The 17,422-nt window shown below is 52.4% G+C and carries 15 protein-coding genes; 8 read left to right on the top strand and 7 right to left on the bottom strand.

All coding sequences use genetic code 11. The features are described 5' to 3' along the window. The first annotated feature begins 124 nt into the window (after nt 1-124). Entirely contained in the window at nt 125-1,591 is a 1,467-nt protein-coding gene (locus ACAW75_RS21750; RefSeq protein ID WP_370730871.1) for a sigma-54-dependent transcriptional regulator, read from the top strand. A 106-nt stretch (nt 1,592-1,697) separates the two neighbouring features. Here ACAW75_RS21750 and ACAW75_RS21745 read toward each other — a convergent pair whose 3' ends face one another. After that, the gene (locus tag ACAW75_RS21745) at nt 1,698-2,342 is read right to left on the bottom strand and encodes a porin family protein (RefSeq protein WP_370730870.1); all 645 of its coding nucleotides are present in this window, start codon (nt 2,340-2,342) and stop codon (nt 1,698-1,700) included. A 343-nt stretch (nt 2,343-2,685) separates the two neighbouring features. Here ACAW75_RS21745 and ACAW75_RS21740 point away from each other — a divergent pair, with 343 nt between their 5' ends. Together ACAW75_RS21740 and ACAW75_RS21735 are read left to right on the top strand one after the other, a co-directional pair. Next, the gene (locus tag ACAW75_RS21740; protein WP_370730869.1) at nt 2,686-3,135 is read left to right on the top strand and encodes a response regulator; all 450 of its coding nucleotides are present in this window, start codon (nt 2,686-2,688) and stop codon (nt 3,133-3,135) included. A gap of 77 nt (nt 3,136-3,212) precedes the next feature. Beyond that, nucleotides 3,213-4,697 (top strand): hybrid sensor histidine kinase/response regulator, encoded by a 1,485-nt coding sequence (locus ACAW75_RS21735; RefSeq protein ID WP_370730868.1) that lies wholly within the window; start codon nt 3,213-3,215, stop codon nt 4,695-4,697. A 131-nt stretch (nt 4,698-4,828) separates the two neighbouring features. Here the strand turns inward: ACAW75_RS21735 and ACAW75_RS21730 are convergent, their stop codons facing one another. Then, nucleotides 4,829-5,365, bottom strand: coding sequence for a hypothetical protein (locus tag ACAW75_RS21730; RefSeq protein ID WP_370730867.1), 537 nt, complete (start codon nt 5,363-5,365; stop codon nt 4,829-4,831). 9 nt (nt 5,366-5,374) lie between these two features. Beyond that, nucleotides 5,375-6,784, bottom strand: a complete 1,410-nt coding sequence (locus ACAW75_RS21725) for a BamA/TamA family outer membrane protein (RefSeq protein WP_370730866.1) — start codon at nt 6,782-6,784, stop codon at nt 5,375-5,377. A gap of 241 nt (nt 6,785-7,025) precedes the next feature. Here ACAW75_RS21725 and ACAW75_RS21720 point away from each other — a divergent pair, with 241 nt between their 5' ends. Then, nucleotides 7,026-8,528: an MFS transporter gene (locus ACAW75_RS21720; protein ID WP_370730865.1), complete on the top strand. Its 1,503-nt coding sequence runs from the start codon at nt 7,026-7,028 to the stop codon at nt 8,526-8,528. Nucleotides 8,529-8,602: 74 nt separating this feature from the next. Here ACAW75_RS21720 and ACAW75_RS21715 read toward each other — a convergent pair whose 3' ends face one another. Genes ACAW75_RS21715 through ACAW75_RS21705 form a run of 3 tightly spaced genes read right to left on the bottom strand, consistent with a single transcriptional unit; the run spans nt 8,603 to nt 11,463 of the window. After that, entirely contained in the window at nt 8,603-9,817 is a 1,215-nt protein-coding gene (locus tag ACAW75_RS21715; protein ID WP_370730864.1) for a hypothetical protein, read from the bottom strand. Next, complete coding sequence (locus tag ACAW75_RS21710) at nt 9,798-10,370, bottom strand: RNA polymerase sigma factor (protein ID WP_370730863.1); 573 nt, start codon at nt 10,368-10,370, stop codon at nt 9,798-9,800. Before ACAW75_RS21710 ends, ACAW75_RS21715 begins: the two co-directional genes overlap by 20 nt. Further along, nucleotides 10,363-11,463: a hypothetical protein gene (locus ACAW75_RS21705; protein WP_370730862.1), complete on the bottom strand. Its 1,101-nt coding sequence runs from the start codon at nt 11,461-11,463 to the stop codon at nt 10,363-10,365. The genes ACAW75_RS21710 and ACAW75_RS21705 overlap by 8 nt, the downstream gene beginning before the upstream one ends. A 169-nt stretch (nt 11,464-11,632) precedes the next feature. On the opposite strand from ACAW75_RS21705, the gene ACAW75_RS21700 reads away from it, so the two are divergent. The 3 genes from ACAW75_RS21700 to ACAW75_RS21690 all read left to right on the top strand — a co-directional run bounded on the left by ACAW75_RS21700 (nt 11,633) and on the right by ACAW75_RS21690 (nt 16,006). After that, complete coding sequence (locus tag ACAW75_RS21700) at nt 11,633-12,571, top strand: carbohydrate kinase family protein (protein WP_370730861.1); 939 nt, start codon at nt 11,633-11,635, stop codon at nt 12,569-12,571. Nucleotides 12,572-12,744: 173 nt separating this feature from the next. After that, nucleotides 12,745-14,406 (top strand): DUF1800 domain-containing protein, encoded by a 1,662-nt coding sequence (locus ACAW75_RS21695; RefSeq protein WP_370730860.1) that lies wholly within the window; start codon nt 12,745-12,747, stop codon nt 14,404-14,406. 88 nt (nt 14,407-14,494) lie between these two features. Continuing rightward, nucleotides 14,495-16,006, top strand: a complete 1,512-nt coding sequence (locus ACAW75_RS21690) for a DUF1501 domain-containing protein (RefSeq protein WP_370730859.1) — start codon at nt 14,495-14,497, stop codon at nt 16,004-16,006. 16 nt (nt 16,007-16,022) lie between these two features. On the opposite strand, the gene ACAW75_RS21685 is transcribed toward ACAW75_RS21690, so the two are convergent. After that, a complete protein-coding gene (locus ACAW75_RS21685) occupies nt 16,023-16,859 on the bottom strand; it encodes a hypothetical protein (protein ID WP_370730858.1) in 837 nt (278 codons plus the stop codon). Between the two features lie 167 nt (nt 16,860-17,026). Here ACAW75_RS21685 and ACAW75_RS21680 point away from each other — a divergent pair, with 167 nt between their 5' ends. After that, the gene (locus tag ACAW75_RS21680) at nt 17,027-17,419 is read left to right on the top strand and encodes a LytR/AlgR family response regulator transcription factor (protein ID WP_370730857.1); all 393 of its coding nucleotides are present in this window, start codon (nt 17,027-17,029) and stop codon (nt 17,417-17,419) included. The last annotated feature ends 3 nt before the right edge of the window (nt 17,420-17,422 follow it).

The raw sequence follows: 17,422 nt of genomic DNA, 5'->3' as shown, positions 1-17,422 counted from the left end.
TGTAGGTATTCTGTTGTTATAGTTCGTGCGAGAATAGTAACGCTCTTCTCAACAGCACGCACAGACTTGTCCACCATTCTTCCTTCGACCCCGAGACGGTGCTATACCGAATCGGGTATTTTCTATGGAAAAAATCCTGATCATCGACGATAATAATGACATATGTGTGCTGCTGGAGCGCTTTCTGACCAAACAGAAATACAAAACAGCTTCAGCGCAACGTGGTGAAGACGGGCTGACGCTGCTTCGTAGAGAATCGTATGATCTGGTTATATGCGATTTTAAACTGCCTGATACGGATGGGTTGGAAATGCTTCGTCGCATCAAAGTGCTTAGCCCTAACACCGCTGTTATCATTATTACCGGCTATTCCGATGTTCGCATTGCAGTGCAGGCTCTGAAATATGGCGCATTTGATTACGTCACGAAGCCACTCTTGCCCGATGAAATTCTGTACACGATTAAAAGTGCTATAGATAAGAAGGGCGCCACTGTTGTTAAAGCGGCGGCTCCTGCGGTTGCTGAGGCAGAAAAAAGCCCGGTTGTTAAAGCAGCCAAAGCGGGCAGAAATGAATTGGCGCCTCAGGGGAAGCGGTTTATCTTCGGAAAAAGCAGGGCCGCCGAGCAGTTGCAGAAACACATTGAGCTGATCGCCCCAACCAATATGTCGGTCATTATCACCGGCGAAACAGGAACGGGGAAAGAGTTTGTCGCCAATGCCATTCACCTGAGCAGCAAGCGGGCTGAAAAGCCATTTGTTGCCATAGACTGCGGTGCACTGTCGAAAGAACTGGCCGGTAGCGAATTGTTTGGGCACGTGAAAGGCGCCTTCACAGGGGCAACATCCGACAAGATGGGCAGCTTTGAGTATGCCAATGGAGGTACGTTGTTTCTCGACGAAATTGGGAACCTGTCTTACGAAAATCAGATCAAGTTATTACGCGTTCTGCAGGAGCGTAAGATCAAACGGGTGGGTGGTAACAACGACATCAATGTCGATGTTCGCATACTCTGCGCCACGAATGAAGACCTGCGCGAAGCTGTTCGACAGGGGCGTTTTCGCGAAGATATCTTTCACCGCCTCGACGAGTTTCGTATCGATCTGCCCGCACTCCGTGAACGCCGGGCTGACATCATGATGTTTGCCGAACATTTTCTGGATGTAGCCAATCAACAACTGGAAAAAGAGGTGTTGGGCTTCGACGAGGAGGCAAGAGAGAAGTTCAAGGATTATTACTGGCACGGGAATCTGCGTGAGTTGCAGAACGTAGTGAAGCGAGCCGTCCTGCTGACGCAGGGCGACTATATCACCCTGGATGTGTTGCCCCACGAGATCGTATCGCCTACATACATATCCGCTGAAGAGTCGGCTGGTTTCGTCGTCGATGCAGTGCGGCCGGGCTCCCCACCGATTATGCAGCACCCTTCGCAGGGAGGGAACCTCAAGTCGGTCTCTGAGAATGCCGAACGAGCTGCCATTCTGAAGGTCTTAGAGAAAACTGGTTACAACAAGACTAAGGCGGCCGAGGTACTGAATATCGACCGTAAAACGTTGTATAATAAGCTGAAAGCGTACGATATACACCTGTAAGGATTCTACAGTTGGCTGTCTTTCGTTTTCCATTGTTTTTCCCTATCCGGTATGGAACGTATGTAGAGCAACAGAAAACGAAAGATAGCCAGGTAGTAAGACAAACTTAGTTGAAGCTATAGCCGATTGATAGCAGACCTACTCCATTTTTGGCATTGTCGAAGATAGCCCGCGACGCCGTTGTGTTCGCAATTTTTTGTAGGCCCTGCGAATACCGTAAGCCCAAAAGTACCTGACCAAAATAGACGTTCAGACCACCAGCCAAGCCATAGTCGACCCGGTTAAATTGGTCGGCGCTCAGATTGATGGCCGAGTTGCCCACAACGCCACTTGTGTTGCTTACGCCTGAATTGAGCAGATACCCGGCGTAGGGACCCGCCTGGATCTCGACGGCATCGCCCAGTTTGAAGGTGGCAAGAACTGGAAGGTCAATGTAGTTGAGGTTGAAGGAAGCTTGACTATCCTGACCCAGGAACCGGTAATTGGTGGAAGCACCTTTGTTTACGTAGAGTAGCTCAGGCTGAATGGCGAACGCTGACCCTACGGGAATTTGCGTAAAGATGCCGGCATGAAAGCCAATGCGTTCTTTGCGATTTGAAAAGTCGACTTCGTTGAATTGAAGTGTACTGGCTGAAAGGCCACCCTTGATACCAGTGCGTGCCCGACTTTGCGCCTGCGCTTCTGTACTGTTCGACAAAATTCCTGCGGCAGTTACTAATGCCAGGGCGAGTGTTGTGATTGATGTTTTCATGACGTTGTTAGATAAGTACTTTGACAGTTGGATAAAGCGTATTGAACCCAAAATCAAAAAGGTAAGGAGATAAATCTGTGCCAGTTTAGGGATTCTAAAAGTTCATTACCGTGTAAGCCGCTGTTTATTAATGAGTTGACCTGTGTGAAAATTGCGCTTCACTTGCGCCGGAGGACTTATTTTTTGCCCTCCATTGCGGACGACATTCCACACTTTCGGGCTATGTGGGCAACAGTGAGGCTTAGGGATGGCTATTAATTGTGTTTAATGCATAGCCAATTGACATGCGGTTTGGTTAACTTAGCTTTAAAATAAGTAACTCAGACTCACTCTATTATTTTGCATGATAAACGCTGCGTCAACTACCGTAAAGACAATCCTTATTGCAGACGATGATGCCGACGACCGGTTATTTATGATCGAAGCACTGCGGCACAACGGTTTTCGCCATGAGGTGAAATTTGTTGAAGACGGGGAAGACCTAATGAATTACCTCACGCATCAGAATGGCTTTACAGCAGACAATGCACCACTACCCAGCTTGATTCTGCTCGACTTGAATATGCCCCGAAAAAATGGCTTTCAGGCGTTGGCTGAAATTCGTGGCAACGTAGGGCTACGTCGCTTGCCCGTAGTGGTCATGTCGACCTCAACAGCAAACGGCGATGTGGTTAAGACCTACGACATCGGCGTTAACTCATACATCGTAAAGCCACATAATTTCAACCGGTTAGTAGAGGTAGTCAGCTCGCTGAAATATTACTGGCTTGAAACCGTGCAATTACCAGATTAACACGTGACCTCTCCTGATGTGCATTCGTCTTTACGGAGTACGCTCACGTTCTATTTACCTTTTGCTCAACAAAATTTATGAATACTGCCGTCATCCTGCCAAATACTGACGTATCTGATAAAGCAGCGACCATTCGTGTACTGCTGGTTGAGGACGATGAAGATGATTACATCCTAACGCGCACACTCATGAGCGCCCCTGAAAACCGCAATCTTCGACTCGATTGGGTAGAGGGGTACGACGAAGCGTTCGAGCGAATAACGGCCAATGATTATGATGTATACCTGATTGACTATCGCCTGGGCGAACGAACCGGCATTGAACTCATTCAGGAAGCAACAGATGCTGGTTGCCAGGCCCCTATGATTCTGCTAACAGGTCAGGATGATCAGTCGATTGATTATTCAGCCATGGCCATTGGCGCGTCTGATTACCTGGTTAAAGGCCGAATCGATGCACAACTGTTGGGACGAAGTGTGCGTTATGCCCTTCGGCAAGCTGAATCACTGGCTAAATCAGTTGAACAGGAGAAAAAATATCGGTCGTTATTTGAGCGGTCATTCGATGCCATTTTCGTGGCCGACAGCCACATGCATTTTCGGGATGTAAATCCATCGGTTGAAAAGCTGCTGGGTTATAAACGCGACGAACTACTACAAATAAATCCCGCTCGCCTGTTCGATCGGCTCGACGCCTTGCGGCAGTTGCGTTTTTCAGTACGGGAGTTTAACCAGATCAAAGATTTCGAGACCACTATCGTCAGCAAAGAGGGGCGCAAGCGAATCTGTCTGATATCGGTATGGGCTGTTGACGATGCTGCCGGCCGGCCGGTTTGGTACCAGGGTATTGTTCGGGATATCACGGAACAGAAAAAGGCGCAGCAGGAACTGATCATTGCCGAGAAATTGACAATGACGGGTAAGCTGGCGCGTAGCATTGCTCACGAAGTTAGAAATCCGTTGACGAACCTAAGTCTGGCGTTGGATCAACTGTGCGATGAACTAGGCGATAACCAGGAAGATACCCAGTTGTATACCGACATTATCGGGCGAAATGTAGACCGGATCAGCACGTTGATAACCGATATGCTGAATTCATCGAAACCCCGCGAGCTGGATCGTAAGCCGCAGGATCTGAACGATGTGGTTCGGGATACACTTGGCTTTGTCACTGACCGTATTAAGCTGAAACAGATGCAGCTGACAACGAACTATACTACGCAGGATTGCATCGCTCCGTTAGATCGTGAACAGGTACGTATGGCCCTGACCAACATCCTGATCAACGCTGTAGAGGCTATGGAACCTGGCCAGGGTAAACTATGGGTCGATACCTTGTGTATTGATGATACGCAGGTGTGCGTCATTATTCGGGATAATGGAAGTGGCATTGCACCGGAAAATATCCAACGGCTGTTCGACCCGTTCTTTACGGGTAAACAAAGCGGCATGGGATTGGGCCTGACCGCCACCCAGAATATCATCACCAGCCACCGCGGTCATATCGAAGTAGACAGCGAAATGGGGCAGGGAACTACGTTCAAAATTACTTTCCCTAAATAAGAACAGGGCGCAGATTAGCCCGCATAAAAGGGATTCGCGCGGCTTGTTGGGTTTAACCGGGCTAGTTCCGCTTGTATGCAATAATGGGCGCGAATCTCTTTTATCCGACTAATCCGCGTACCATCATTCTGCTATTTTATCGTCAGTTTCAGGCCGAAATCTTTACCTTTTGAGACGTCTTTCAACACAACGTTCCCACTTTTCCAGGTGGACATGCCTGCGCTGACTGAGGCCGTTCCGTAGCGGGCATTCAGGTACGTTGTTAGCTCCTGTTGATAGGTTTTCACGGCATTGGCGCTATTGAGGTATAGATCAACCTGAATAGCTGTGACTTTATTATTGGCCTGGAAATACTGATAGTCAACCGACTCCAGATTGTCGAATTCCTGCGAGTAGCCAATGTGACCGGCGTCCTGTTCAAACGCTTCGGCCTTTTCAGTCGCTTTAGCTGCATTAAACTCATCGCCCAGATTCACTTGCCGCCAATCGTGGTTGGGCGTCAGGCCCAGGCCCTGTAGGGCGGCAGAAAGCTGGAGAGCCACCGATGCGGGAGCAGCAACCGAGTCAACGACGGCTGTAGTGCCGCCGGTGGTGGCATCGGTGTGCTGGCGGCTGGTACAGGCAGCAGCAAAGCTGGCGATGCTTAAAAAGATAAGAAGGCGTTTCATGATGCGAAACTACAACTCACGCTGGATGTTGAGGAAAAAACCCGTTTCGCGTTGCGCATTCACCACCGTACTGAATCGGAAAACCATGTTGTAGTAGGTGACAACATCGAGGCTAAGGCCAGCACTGTACAGCCAGCGATTAGCCAGGCGACTCTGGTATTTCTCGGCGATGTTGCTGGAGATGTACCCGGCGTCGGCGATTAATGATAGATAAGCGGCAATAGGTACAGTACTAAACTGCCGCAGGGGAATCCATTTCCATTCCTTCTTTACGTCGAATAGCCGGAAACGAATATTATTCCTGAATACACCGTAGCGATTCCCCTCAATAACATAGAGTTCATAGCCCCGAATAACGTCATCGCCAACCCCCAGTCCCCGGATACCATAATAGGGCTGACGGTTGGCCCAAACGTTTCGGAAACGGACTGTGTTGGCCGCAAAGAACCTTTTCCCCAACGGATAGTACCGACTGACGCCCAGTAGCAGATCGGTCTGGTGCAGGTCGGCATTGGGCAACCAGCCCGACTGCGCAAACATGGCAGTCAGCAACGTACCCTGAAGGGCATAGGCTACGTTATCGCGGCGATCGTATCGGTAGTTGTAAGTCAGGGTTACGAACTGCTGCCGGGTACGTCCATCCAGAAAATAGTCGGGATTCAGATGGGCTACCGTATCGGCAATGGTATTGCTGGTATAGCGCGCCTCCAGTTCGTGGAAATGGTAGAAGCCATCGCGGCGGGTTACGGCAACACTGGTCGTGAGTCGGGTCCGTAGAGTTGTGAGGCCCGCCGGACGAATGTATTCCCATTTGTCGAGGAACGGACGGTAAGCAATTTCGCGATTGGTAGCGTAATAAAAGTCAGCGTTCACACCTATCCGTTGGGCTTTATCGATATAGGGGCGATCGTAGGCCAGGATATATTTGGGGGTAAAGCCTGTCTGTGCCACGGCCGTCAGCTTGTCATTCCGGCCGGTAAAATTCTTCCAGTCGAGTCGCAGGCCGTAGTTGGTTCGGCGCAGATCGTGGCCCCGGTCATACCACCACTCGTTCAGGTTCCGGTCGGCCAGCTCGAAGATTGGTACGACAAAGATGTACCATCGTTCTTTCATGGTTACGATCACATCGACGGGCCGATTTCCCTGCGGGCCGGTCGTGTCTTCGGCCGTTGCCACATCGACAGAAATGAACAGGTTTGTGTTCCAGATTTTTCGCTGATCCCAGGCTACTTTCTTTGCCAGTTCGGCGCGTCGCAGTGTATCGCCGGTACGGAGGGCCATTTCGCGCAGCACGATGCGGTCGCGGGTACGTGCATTGCCCACCAGTGTCACCGACCTGACCACCACGGCCGAATCGGCCGGAGGCGGTGTGGCCGCAGTGAGCTGCCAGAGTGAGAAAATGAACGTAAAAAGCGACATAACGAGCGGGTAAACAGGAAATAGGCTATCAATAAACGAAATTCAGCAGCGCTTGGATTAAACCTGTTCCCAGAGAATAAAAAAGATAATCGTATCCTCTAAGGTAAGAAAATAACCCAACTCCTTCGCCGAATCATGCAATGGTCTGTGTATTATTGTTCTTTATTTCGTTACCATATCAGCGCTGTCGACTAGTCTTGTTTTCGGCTGAATAGATCGGTGCTGATCAACACACAAACCTATGCAAACTGAACGCGCACCGTCTACCGCGCAGGCATCCGCTAAACCAACGCTGAGTTTCTGGCAGATCTGGAACATGAGTTTCGGCTTTCTGGGTATTCAATATGGTTTCGGACTGCAACAAGCCAACATGAGCCCCATTTATCGCTACCTGGGGGCCGATGAATCGTCGATTCCCGGCCTGTGGCTTGCCGGACCGCTCACCGGGCTGTTGCTACAGCCGATCATCGGGGCCGTATCGGACCGGAGCTGGTCGCCTACCTGGGGCCGACGGAAACCGTTTGTGCTGGTGGGGGCGCTGGTGGGTAGTATCGCCATGATTCTGATGCCCAATTCATCGTCAATCTGGATGGCCGCCGGCCTGATGTGGATGCTCGATGCGGGCCTGAATTCAGCCATGGAGCCATTTCGGGCCTTTGTAGGCGATATGCTGAATGATAAACAACGGCCAACCGGCTTTGCTGTGCAATCGTTTATGGTGGGCTTTGGCCAAACGCTGGCCAATGTCATGCCTTATCTGCTTCCCCTGATTGGCATATCCATGGTCATGTCTGAATCACAACTGACCAACGGCATTCCCAACTCCGTACGGTATCCGTTCTACATCGGTGGGGCATCCATCCTGATTTCGGTGTTCTGGACCATGCGCACCACGAAGGAATACCCACCGGTTAACGAAGATTACAAAAAAGCACACGTTTTTACTGACGAAGAGAAAAAGTCGATCTCATTCTGGCATCTGGCGTTGACTGTGGGAGCCGCTGTGCTGGCGTTTTGTTTTGCTTACGGAGCCGGCGGTTTTGCCAATGGCCTGAAGTGGGCGCTGGGCGTAATGGCAGGTGGCTATCTGGTGCTGATGCTGCCCGTTTTCAAGGAAGTGCTGGCGTCGCTTTCGTCTATGCCGACAGTGATGAAACAGCTCTGGTGGGTCAAATTCTTTACCTGGTATGGCCTGCCACTGATGTGGCAATACCTGTCGCTGGCCGTAGCCAAATACGCGTTCGATGCGCCCAATGCTACCTCGAACCCGGCTGGTTTTGAAGCGGGTACAAAATGGGGTGGTCTCTGTTTTGCCATGTTCAGTATCACCTGTGCCATTATTTCGGTCTTTATTCCGCGTATTGCCAAAGCAATTGGCAGTGCACGGGCTACCCACGCGCTGTTCCTCTGCCTGGGGGCGGTTGGCTTCTTTTTAACGCTGACCTCAAACGATAAACTGGTCTACCTGATCGGTATGTCGGTAATCGGTTTGGCCTGGGGATCAATCATGTCGATGCCGTATCTGCTGCTGGCGAGTGCCGTTCCCAAAGAGCGAATGGGGGTGTATATGGGCATCTTCAACGGCTTCATCTGCGTGCCGCAGTTCGTCGGTATGCTCACCGTGCCACTCTTCTACAAGACATTACTCGGCGACGACCCGCGAAATGCGCTGGTACTGGCTGGTGTCTGTATGCTGGCCGCGGCGGCTTCCTGCTTCCTGGTCAAAGAGAACCGCGCGGTATAGGTTTCAGTCAGTGCAAGGTCCTAAAAAAAGAGCCTGGTCAACCACCAGGCTCTTTTTTTAGGACCTTGCACAACTCACCAATTGATACCGAACAGCCGGATAGGCCGGTGTTGGAAATTGGTTTTCACGAACCGCCCTTTTCGGGCAACGTACCTGTAATACGTTGTTCCCAACCGCACAAACGTATTGTTGGAAAGCTGATCGAGTTCAATATCGTCATCAAGGGTATGCAGGCTGCCTTTAGTCTGTTTGGCAATTTGAAATTGGTCCGGTTCAAACGCGTAATCGTGGCCGACTTGCGTGTCGCAGGCGATCACATGGACAGGTACGTCGAGGCCAGGCAATAAAGCCATATCCTTCACGCTGCTTCCGTTATCTGCGATGAGAATAAGGTGCTGCGCCTTGGGGAACTCCCGATGCGCAAACTGCAGGGCCTCCACTACGTTTTCCGGCCCAAACTGGTTGTTGATCGTGTTGCGGGCGGCGGCCAGTAACGTGGGCAGGGCTCGACGCGGATCACGTTCGCGGGTAACGAAGAACATGCCCGCTGGCCCGTTGGGGCGTGTCTCGTGGCCCAGGCTATCGCAGTCAGTGTAAAAGACTGTGCCCTGAACCTGTGGACTTTTGCTATTGTGGCGAAACCAGGCGTATATCTGCGCGGCGAAGGAATCCATGCTGGTGGTCAGGTCACAAACCACCACTGCATTAGGCCAGCGCCGCAAATTGCGGGTCAGCGCTGCAAACACGGTCGAATCAGCCCCGGTATTGCCCGATAGCAGCTTCTCTTCAAGGGCCACTTCACCTGGTGACAGCGTATGAAAAGTAACCGCTGGCCACTGCCAAACGGGTTGCACGACTTGCTGGATGGGACGTACCCGGATGGTCGGTGGAAGGCCCGTCACACTTTGCCGAGAGCGGGTAACGGCGGCCAATACTCGTGTAGTGCCCGGCAGCGTGTGTGCTGGTTTCGTGGGTGTGGTGCTGGCTACCTGCCGTTTTGGGGAAGATGCTGCGAGGTGATTTCCTCGGCTTGGTGAGCAAACGGCGTCTGACGTACTCGCTTGTTGACTGGTTCGGCTGGTGGCTGGATTATCCACCGCCTTCAAGCTAATGACATACCCGCCGCCCGCCAGTAGCAACAGGCAAACTACAAGTATCCCCGTGCGCCACTTTCGCCGACGAAGTTGCCGCCGGAGCAGAAGCCAGTCCTGAGGGTCATAGGCTGGCTGGTATCCGTCCAGCGACTGACGTACCCAGTCGTGCAATGGTTTATCGTCGGTGCTGTTCATGGGCGTGGTTCGTTTGTGAAGTCAGCGTGCGGCGCAACAACCGGTTGGCTTCGGTGAGGTGGGCACGCGAGGTACTTTCGGCGATGTGCAACTGACTGGCAATGTCGCGGTGCGAAAAACCTTCCAGCACATACAGGCTAAAGACCATGCGGTAGGCCGAGGGCAAGCGGTGGATCACGTCTAGGATATGTTCAGCAGAAAGCTGGGCCAGAATGGCTTCATCGTTCTGATAGGGCTCGGCCACAACCTGTTCAATCTGGTCGGTCGACACGGTGGGGGCCTGCTTCGTTCGTCGGTACTGATCAATGGCTGTGTTTACCATGATTGTGCGCAGCCAGGACTTCAGCGAGGCTTCGTTCTGTAAGTCCCCAATACGCCTGAAGACCTTCATGAACCCATCGTTGAGCAATTCACGGGCATCTTCGCGGTTGCCAGCGTAGGCCAGGCAGACTGACAAGGCATACGGATAGAAGCGCTCATAAAACGCGCTCATAGCTGCCTCTTGCCCCCGTCGGCATCCATCAATCAGGCTGGCTGTCGTGGCGTTAGTCACAAGATCCGTCGTATGTGTACATCGTCGTGGTCGTAAACTGGTTCAACACCACACCCGCTTCGTTCTGATACGTAGTTGTCGCCTGATCGGACGATTGCAGATAACCGGCACCCGTCAGCTTGTGCTGAACCTGCGTACTGCTCGACCTCATCAGCACGCCCGCAGGCGTACTGTTATAGTAAGCCGCCGTACGCATTACACCCGCCACGCCAGCGGTATTGGTCACCGTTGGGAACCCTTTAAAATGGCCAGGGGTCAATCCGGGGGGTAACTTATCCTGCGTATACGTATATTCTGTATAGGAATTTAACTGCCCATTTACCCAAAACTCCTGCTTCACCGAATGCCCCTGGCTGTCGTAGGTGAAAAGGGTCCGATAATTAGACCCCGTTTGTGTCTGGAGAAAGCCATTCTGAAATGTGTATGGACGTACATCTACACCGCCATCCAGCTTTTCTACATAGTCAACCGCCTTGCCATTCTGATACGTCCACACAGCAGTAATGCCATTCGGGAAAGCAGGCTTTTCCGGTGCTGTAGCCGGAATAGCCGGGTACGTTGTTTCATCTGTCCGGGTTGTTAACGAGCCAGTTGCATCATAGGTGTATGTGCTGACGATTTTGGTCTGCAAGCCATACCGGTTGGTCCGAAGATTGACCTGCTGGGTCAGTCGGCCATTTGTATAGGCATAGGTAGACTGCAACGTATTCGTATTGGTGCTTGCCTGATTATCGACGGGTTGCCAGCGGGCTTCTGATGATTGAGCAGTCAGGAAGCCATCCTTGTCATACGCGTAGCTGCTGGTTTCCGCGTAGCTATACACAACGGCAGACTGTCCGGCCAGGTGTTTTTCGTAGCGGCGGGCCATCAGACTAATTCGCCCCAAGGCATGGTAGTCATACGTGGTCTGATCGGTGTTTTCTTCGAGCGTTCTGGTCCCCTGGCGCGCCGTTTCTTTTATGTCGACCTGCCTGATTCGGCAAGGGCCGTCGGCCTGCTTGTCTACTGCCTGCTGTGTGCAGCGACTGACCAGCCCCACCAGCAGGCTCAGTATAAGCACCCGTTGCATACGGGGCAATAATCGGTGTGTCATCTTCATAATTCTGCTGAGTAAATCGTAGTATAGACAAAGACGATTTCTTGCCCGAAAACGCTGGGTACGTTGCTGTATATTTTTTCGGAACGGGACATGTTCGTTAAAAACAAGTCTATTTTCGTACCCTCAACTTCACGTGTGTGCGTACTTTGTTCCGGCTCTACCTATGACCCTCACATCGAAACAACTCATTCTATCTGTCGGTGAACTACTGGCTGATTTCATTGGCCAATCGTTTTCAGAAAGTCTGTTCGATGCCGCCGATTTTTCGCGCTTTCAGGGTGGGTCGCCTGCCAACATGGCCGCGAATATGGCCCGGCTGGGTAATCAGGCTGCGTTGGTGGCCTGCGTTGGTGATGATAATCTAGGGGCTTTTCTGATTCAGAAAGTGGCCGAAACAGGTATTGACGTCAGCCACATCGCTGTTCACGACAGCGAACCAACAAGCCTGGTAGTGGTGTCGCGTACAAAAGGAACCCCCGATTTTATTGCCTATCGAACGGCCGACTGTCAGCTTCACCCCAACCACTTGTCTGACCAGTTGCTGGATCAGGTAGCGTTGTTCCATACCACCTGTTTTGCCCTGAGCCGGAAACCTGCTCAGGACACCATTGTCGATGCGGCCCGTCGTGCTGCCGTTGCTGGTGCACAGATCAGCATCGACGCCAACTATGCGCCCAGTATCTGGCCCGACCGCGACAAGGCCTGGCAGGTCCTGACCGATTATTGCTCGCTGGGTACGTTGGTGAAACTAAGCGAAGACGATGCTGAACGCCTCTACGGCTCGCCACAAACGCCCGAACAGGTACGGTCCGATTTTCATAAGCTGGGAGCCAAACTCGTTTGCATGACCCTGGGAGCCGAAGGCAGTATTGTATCGACCAACAACGGGGACAGTGTAGTGCGAATACCCGGTAAACCGTTGGCTGTAGTTGATGCCACGGGGGCAGGAGATGCGTACTGGGCTGGCTTTTTAACCGCCTGGCTCGATGGATGCACGCCTGCCGAATGCGCAGGTGCCGGGGCCAGTCTGGCTGCCATGAAGTTGGTGCGCCGTGGTTCGCTCCCCCCGACGGTGGACCGGAAGATGCTATACGACGTATAAAGCATTGAGTAGTGCAAAAGAAATTCTGAGTATTTACAGCAGTCTGGCATGTAAGTTGGAGTAGCCGTGCAGGTACGTTGGCCCGTAGGGCTGACCGGGCTGGCTGCCATCGTGTATAGTTGGTAAACAGCCCTATCAATTAACCTGACCAGAGCTGTGGCTTATCCAACTGAATGGCTGTTTTAGATCCGTATACCGTTCCGCTAACCCGCGTTACGGCAGCGCACCTACTTCGCCGGGCCACATTCGGGCCAACACCCGCCGAAATCACGGCATTTGTGGGCCAGACTGCTGCACAGGCTGTTCAGACGCTTATCAGTAACGGTAATTACAATCCGCCGCCACCCGTAGAGGTAGACGCCGACCAGCCGGGGGCCGGCCAATCGTTTCTGGATAAACCGTTCAACGGCGGACGTAACTTCCAGTTTGGGTATGCCATCAAATACTGGTGGCTGGGGCTGATGAGCCAGCAAACCGGCGGCCCTGCGCTGCTCGATAAGCTGACGATGTTCTGGCAGAACCATTTCGTAACCACCCGCACCGTGGTTGATGATTACCGGTTCGTTGATCGGTACCTGCGGCTGTTGCGGAACAATGCGCTCGGTAATTTCCGGAGTTTGGTCATTGCCGTGAGCAAAGACCCGGCTATGCTGCGTTTTCTGAATGGAAACGAGAACGAAGCGGGTAAACCCAACGAGAACTACGCCCGCGAATTGCAGGAGCTATTCACGGTTGGCGCCGTTGACTTCGCCGGCAATAAAAACTATACCGAAGACGACGTGAAAGCCGCTGCCCGCGTATTGACGGGCTGGAACTACACCAACTTCTGGACGGAAGGATCAACGTCGTTTACAACCACGTTTACCATCGGTCGGCACGATACGGGCAGCAAAGTGTTTTCGAGCCACTACAGCCAGACAACTATTGCCGGACGCAGCACCGCCACCGCCGGTGACGATGAACTGACCGACCTGGTGACCATGCTGCTGGCTCACCCGCAGACGGCGAAGTTCATCTGTCGAAAACTGTATCGCTGGTACGTGAACCCACACGTAACCCAGGCCGTCGAAGACGCCGTTATTGCGCCGCTGGCTACCTTTTTCGCCTCGCCATCCAATGATTTCGCCATTCAGCCGGTAGTGGTGAAACTGCTGACGAGCCAGCATTTCTTCGATAACACAAACCGGGGTTGTATCGTAAAATCGCCGGCTGAATTGATCGTTGGTTCGATTCGGTTTTTCAATCAGCCTGTTCCCAACAGCACGACCGACTACGTGGCTTTTGGGAAGCTGATGGATTTTATGCAGTGGCGGATGGATCAGCTGCAAATGAACACGCTCGACCAACCCACGGTATTTGGGTATGAGCCGTATTACCAGACAGGCTTTTCGAAAAACTGGATGAATACCACGACCATCGCCATGCGCAACGAGTTCACTGATTCGCTGATCTGGCGCTGGTTCGAGGTGAAGCCCGGCTACAATCTGGGCATCGATGTGTTAGCCTGGGCCACCTCGTTGCAGACGAACTTCAACAACGTACCCAGCGCAACAAACCCGACAGGAACCCCCGCCATTAGTTGCGAAACGATTCTGACGGCGTTCATTGCCGACCTGTTTGCCACCGACCTGTACCAGACGCAGAAAGACTTTCTGATCGATACGATTATGATGCAAAGCCTGCCGCGAACATCCTGGGGATTTGAATGGAATGCCTACCGAACGGCCCTGACAACGAATGCCGGTGACCTGAACTGGCGCCGTAATACCGTAACGTGGCGGCTGCAAAACCTGATGCGCTACACCTTACGCTTGGCTGAATACCACGTATTTTAAACTAGTCAGTAGTCGGTAGTCGCGCTGCCAGACTCAATACCGTGCCTAGGCAGCGCGCCTATCGACTACTGACTATCGACTACTGACTATGACTCGCAGAGAGTTTCTGGCCGCTTCAACGGCGTTTACGGTTCCTGTCAGGCTGAATGGGTTTGGCCTGAAAGCCATGACCCGGCAGTCGGCGCTGGTGCAGTCGCTGATGCGCACTGGTGCTGTCAAGACCGACCGCGTGCTGGTGATCGTGTACCTCAACGGGGGGAATGATGGGCTGAACACCGTAATTCCCCTCGATCAGCTATCGACTTATAACACGCTGCGAAGCAACATTGCTATTCCAGAGAACAAGCTGCTTACGCTTCAGGGAACAGACAGGATGGCGTTTCATCCGGCCATGACGGGCCTGCGAAACCTGTATAACGACGGGCGACTGACGGTGATAAACGCCGTATCGTACCCGAATCCAGATCAATCCCATTTTCGATCGACAGATATCTGGATGACGGCCGCCGATGCGGATGTTAGCCTGACCACGGGATGGGCCGGCCGCTATCTGGAAGATCGGTTTCCAGGCTACCCGGTGGGGTATCCCAACGTCCAGATGGAAGACCCGCTGGCCATCCAGATCGGGTACCTGACCTCAACGGCGCTCCTGGGCAGTCAGCAGTCGATGGGCGTAGCCATTAACGACCCCGAGGCCTTTTATCAGTTGGTAGGGGCTGGTGAGCCAACATCGCCGAGCGACGTACCCGGTGGCGATGCCGGGTCATTGATCTCCTTTATCCGACTGCAGCAGGCGCTGGCTGTGGGCTATGCGGGCGAAATCAAGAATGCCTTCGACGCCGGACAAACCCTGGGAACGTACCCCGCCCAGAATGCCGGTAACAGTCTGGCCGAACAGCTTAAAATAGTAGCCCGGCTCATTCACGGTGGCCTGAAGACCAAGATATTCTTCGTGGCGCTAGGCGGCTTCGATACCCACTCCGGGCAGATCCAGAATAATAATCCGCTGATAGGTACCCATGCCGAATTGCTGGGCAAAGTGTCCGACGCGATTTATTCATTTCAGGAAGATCTTCGGTTGCAGGGAACACAGGACCGGGTGGTGGGCATGACCTTCTCTGATTTCGGGCGACGGGCCAACTCCAACGCCTCTTTCGGAACCGACCACGGTATTGCCGCGCCGCAGTTTGTTTTTGGCTCGTCGGTGCGGCATCAGCTCATTGGCACAAACCCGAACCTGTCGGACCTGATCGAGAGCTATGGCGGTAATAAAGACGTGAAGATGCAGATCGATTTCCGCCGTATCTATGCCGATATTCTCAACGATTGGTTTGGGGCGGGCCGCTCCAAAACAGACAATCTGTTGCTGCATAACTTTCCTACCATCTCCCTGTTCTCCGATGCCTGCGAAACGATAGCGTCAGGGGCCTGGAATAGCCCCGCCACCTGGACGGTTGGCCGCGTACCGGTGGCCAGCGAAAAAATTCGAGTCAATGCCGGCCACGTCGTGACGCTCAATGAGGTCGTTACGGTGCGTTCAGTTCAGCTGCAGGGCGTAGTCAAATATGCTCCTGGTGCACGGATACGGGTTACAGGCTAGCGAAACGACGGGCCAGTCAATAGTGGTCCTGCGGTCCCCTGATCACTTCTATCATGCCGGATGATGCTTCAGCTTTAGGCCAGGCGTACAGGACGTCACCTTCTTTAATCGGCTCCATGGGTTTAACGAAGGCCCGGATCTGCGCTCGAAAACCAATATCGGCTTTGTCTTCGCTGCCGACAAATATAGGCCCCTTCCACGAGCCATCGGCGTTGACGTTTATCTCGGGCTGTACCCAATAGCGAATTGCCTTACTGTTGCGCACAACGACCCAGACATGACTGGCATTTGATACCCTGCCTTCAGCGAATAGCTGGCGGGGAACTACGTTGTTGTGGATGGGCCGGGTAATAACCAGATCACTAGCCGGTAACTTTGTCTGACTCTGACCGACTAACGCATAAACGACAACCCCACTCAATAGAGTAATCCCGGCTACAACCGGCCATCTCGTCAACGGCCAGTTGGTAAAAGAAAGGCGGGTGGCCGAGCTGTTCATTGACTGATGAATGGGCGCCTTGTCTTCATCCGTAGCTACGGGTGCGAAATAATCTCTCGTTTTACCACGGGCGTAGAGGTAGCAGGTGTCAATAATTTTAGCTTCTCTGAGTATATAGTTCTCGTGGAATATTTTCGCAAAAATTCGGGTACTCGGAATCGTGGCAGCTATCTGTGGACCATCCAGTTGTCCATATTTCTGTAATTCCTCTTTGAAAGAATCCTGAAGGGGCAGGTAAGCAGCGGGGTAACTGTTGAACTTGATTTTAGGATACTTGCCGGGCTTGTCTGCATGATAGGACTCGTATTTTTTCTTGATGTCGTTTCGTAACGCCTGCATTTCATCCTCAGTCATAGGGCCTTTTCTTTTGCGAAGGAACAATTAACGAATACGTAAGGAACAAATGAAGGAACAAAAGAGGAATATGTCAATGGACTCCTATGTGGCCATGACGGATACTTTTGTAGAGATGCGACTGACCCAGGTTGCCATTGCAAACCTGCCAGTACGGCTTTCCGCTCATGTCCACACCTGTTCTGATCAGTGATTGCGTGTTTGTCGTCACGGCTAATCAGTGTTACGAAAAGATTGCTAAAAACGACATTCTGTATGTACAGGCTGAAGGAGCCTGGGTTGATATCATTACGGTCGATAAAACCTTCCGGTTATCAACCAACCTCGGCGCAGTTGAACTGCAACTAGACGCTGCCCAATTCACGCGGGTATCGCGTAAGCATATCGTGAATATTCATCACATTGGGGCTGTGCAAGGGAACGATCTGCGCATTATGAACGAGGTACTGACTATTGGTCGGCAATATCGTGACGCGTTGATGCGCCAGCTGCCCATTCTCTGGACAAACTACCGCGCTGACAAAACCAGCAAAAAAACGGGCAGCAGCGTAGCCGAATAACCC

Source organism: Fibrella arboris (assembly GCF_041321095.1).
In the GTDB taxonomy this organism is placed as follows: Bacteria; Bacteroidota; Bacteroidia; order Cytophagales; family Spirosomataceae; genus Fibrella; species Fibrella arboris.
The sequence above is the reverse complement of the archived record's forward strand: the minus strand, read 5'-3'. Positions and strand labels throughout refer to the sequence as shown.

What these genes read in the sequence shown, in the direction of transcription:
- ACAW75_RS21750 (WP_370730871.1), top strand. Translation starts at nt 125, where the DNA reads ATGGAAAAAATCCTGATCATCGACGATAATAATGACATATGTGTGCTG.
- ACAW75_RS21745 (WP_370730870.1), bottom strand. Translation starts at nt 2,342, where the DNA reads ATGAAAACATCAATCACAACACTCGCCCTGGCATTAGTAACTGCCGCA.
- ACAW75_RS21740 (WP_370730869.1), top strand. Translation starts at nt 2,686, where the DNA reads ATGATAAACGCTGCGTCAACTACCGTAAAGACAATCCTTATTGCAGAC.
- ACAW75_RS21735 (WP_370730868.1), top strand. Translation starts at nt 3,213, where the DNA reads ATGAATACTGCCGTCATCCTGCCAAATACTGACGTATCTGATAAAGCA.
- ACAW75_RS21730 (WP_370730867.1), bottom strand. Translation starts at nt 5,365, where the DNA reads ATGAAACGCCTTCTTATCTTTTTAAGCATCGCCAGCTTTGCTGCTGCC.
- ACAW75_RS21725 (WP_370730866.1), bottom strand. Translation starts at nt 6,784, where the DNA reads ATGTCGCTTTTTACGTTCATTTTCTCACTCTGGCAGCTCACTGCGGCC.
- ACAW75_RS21720 (WP_370730865.1), top strand. Translation starts at nt 7,026, where the DNA reads ATGCAAACTGAACGCGCACCGTCTACCGCGCAGGCATCCGCTAAACCA.
- ACAW75_RS21715 (WP_370730864.1), bottom strand. Translation starts at nt 9,817, where the DNA reads ATGAACAGCACCGACGATAAACCATTGCACGACTGGGTACGTCAGTCG.
- ACAW75_RS21705 (WP_370730862.1), bottom strand. Translation starts at nt 11,463, where the DNA reads ATGACACACCGATTATTGCCCCGTATGCAACGGGTGCTTATACTGAGC.
- ACAW75_RS21700 (WP_370730861.1), top strand. Translation starts at nt 11,633, where the DNA reads ATGACCCTCACATCGAAACAACTCATTCTATCTGTCGGTGAACTACTG.
- ACAW75_RS21695 (WP_370730860.1), top strand. Translation starts at nt 12,745, where the DNA reads ATGGCTGTTTTAGATCCGTATACCGTTCCGCTAACCCGCGTTACGGCA.
- ACAW75_RS21690 (WP_370730859.1), top strand. Translation starts at nt 14,495, where the DNA reads ATGACTCGCAGAGAGTTTCTGGCCGCTTCAACGGCGTTTACGGTTCCT.
- ACAW75_RS21685 (WP_370730858.1), bottom strand. Translation starts at nt 16,859, where the DNA reads ATGACTGAGGATGAAATGCAGGCGTTACGAAACGACATCAAGAAAAAA.
- ACAW75_RS21680 (WP_370730857.1), top strand. Translation starts at nt 17,027, where the DNA reads ATGTCCACACCTGTTCTGATCAGTGATTGCGTGTTTGTCGTCACGGCT.